We start from the raw sequence: 1536 nt of genomic DNA, 5'->3' as shown, positions 1-1536 counted from the left end.
TCCCGCAGTATGCCTGCCTTCGCGGGATCCTGATCACAAGAGATGCGCATGATCTGTATCGGAAATTCGGATACGAAGTGCTGAACGATCGCGTTATGGTCAAATAGCCAAATTGTCGAAAGACTGTCAGAAGTTTGTTCCATTCCGGTGGAATTGACTCCGCCGGCCTTTTTCTGCTGGTGAAATTCTTGAGATTTACTGGTATGATGATATTCAATAAATGATTGCGCAAAGGGAGCAAAAAATGATAAGGATTTGGCTAAATCATTGGTTTAGTACAGCATACAGTATTATTCAGCTGATCAAAAAGGATGAGTCTGACTTCCGGATCATCGGAAGCAATGAGCGGGAGAATACAGTATATAAAAAGGTCTGTGATGAATGGCACATTGAACCCGTATTGAAGGAAGAAGAGTACGTGTCATACTGTCTGGATTTCTGTGTGAAGAACAGGGTAGATGTTTTTGTTCCGCGAAGGAAGCTGGTCGCGATCAGCAGAAATAAGGAACGATTTGAAAAAATAGGAGTCAGGGTACTTGTTGACGACTATGAATCGGTCAGGATGCTTAATCATAAGGATCTGGCATATCAGTTCTTTAAAGAGAATGGGATCGGTATCGTTCCTGATTACTATTCTGTTACAACGGCTGATGAGTTTATGCATGCATACAATTCACTGAAAGAAAAATACAGCAGTGTGTGTTTTAAATTTGTAAGTGATGAAGGCGGAAACAGTTTTCACAGAATTGTCGACCATGAAAATGCATTTTCTGCACTCAGGTGGAATCAGGGCAGCAGAATAACGTTCCGTAAAGCGTATTCTGCTTTATGTGAGGTGGAAAGGTTCGACCCTGTTATGGTCATGCCGTATTTACCGGGGGAGGAAATCAGTGTGGACTGTCTGAAAACGAAGGATGGAATTATTGCGGTTCCACGGTATAAAGGGTCGTCGAGAGCAGAAAGAATAAAATATGATCCTGATATTATCAGGTACTGTTCGGATTTTTACAGTAAAGTCGATTTGGAGATGCCCTGCAACATCCAGTTCAAATTTTCAGGGCAGGTTCCCTATTTTTTGGAAGTGAACACTAGAATGTCAGGCGGCGTGCAGATGTCTTATGTGGGAAGCGGTATCAATATACCGAATATCGCAATCAACAAACTGCTTGGCAGGCCGAGAGAATGGCATTGTGAAAATCGGGAGTGCATTGTTTCCTATGCAGAAATTCCGATGTTGATCTCTGATACGGATTTTTTGTGATTTTATTAGGAAGTATGTATAGAAACCTCAGGAGGCATTCATGGGAACCGGAAAAAATATCATTAAAAGGATCATACTGATCGCAGCTGCTGTTATCGTGGTCCTGATTGCAGGCGACATTTTTCTGACGGAGATCAATGCGAAAAAGATACCGCACCGTATTGCTTCTGCAGAGGAAGGAAGAGAACTGCTTCTCTCAAGCACCGGATATTACGATCATTTCACACAGATCGATATCGATATCAGGATGAAAAAGAGCGGTGCGACGATGGATG

General features: G+C 42.4%; 2 protein-coding genes. Both read left to right on the top strand.

The window, feature by feature from the left end; translation table 11 throughout:
• The first annotated feature begins 244 nt into the window (after positions 1–244).
• Entirely contained in the window at positions 245–1261 is a 1017-nt protein-coding gene (locus GX089_04295) for a hypothetical protein (protein NLP01694.1), read from the top strand.
• Between the two features lie 40 nt (positions 1262–1301).
• The coding region (locus GX089_04290) for a hypothetical protein (GenBank protein ID NLP01693.1) at positions 1302–1536 on the top strand (235 nt) is incomplete at its 3' end.

The sequence above is a fragment of the Fibrobacter sp. genome (genome assembly GCA_012523595.1).
GTDB lineage: Bacteria > Fibrobacterota > Chitinivibrionia > Chitinivibrionales > Chitinispirillaceae > JAAYIG01.
The sequence above is the reverse complement of the archived record's forward strand: the minus strand, read 5'-3'. Positions and strand labels throughout refer to the sequence as shown.

Coding starts and splice junctions, on each gene's coding strand:
- GX089_04295 (NLP01694.1), top strand. CDS start 245: ATGATAAGGATTTGGCTAAATCATTGGTTTAGTACAGCATACAGTATT.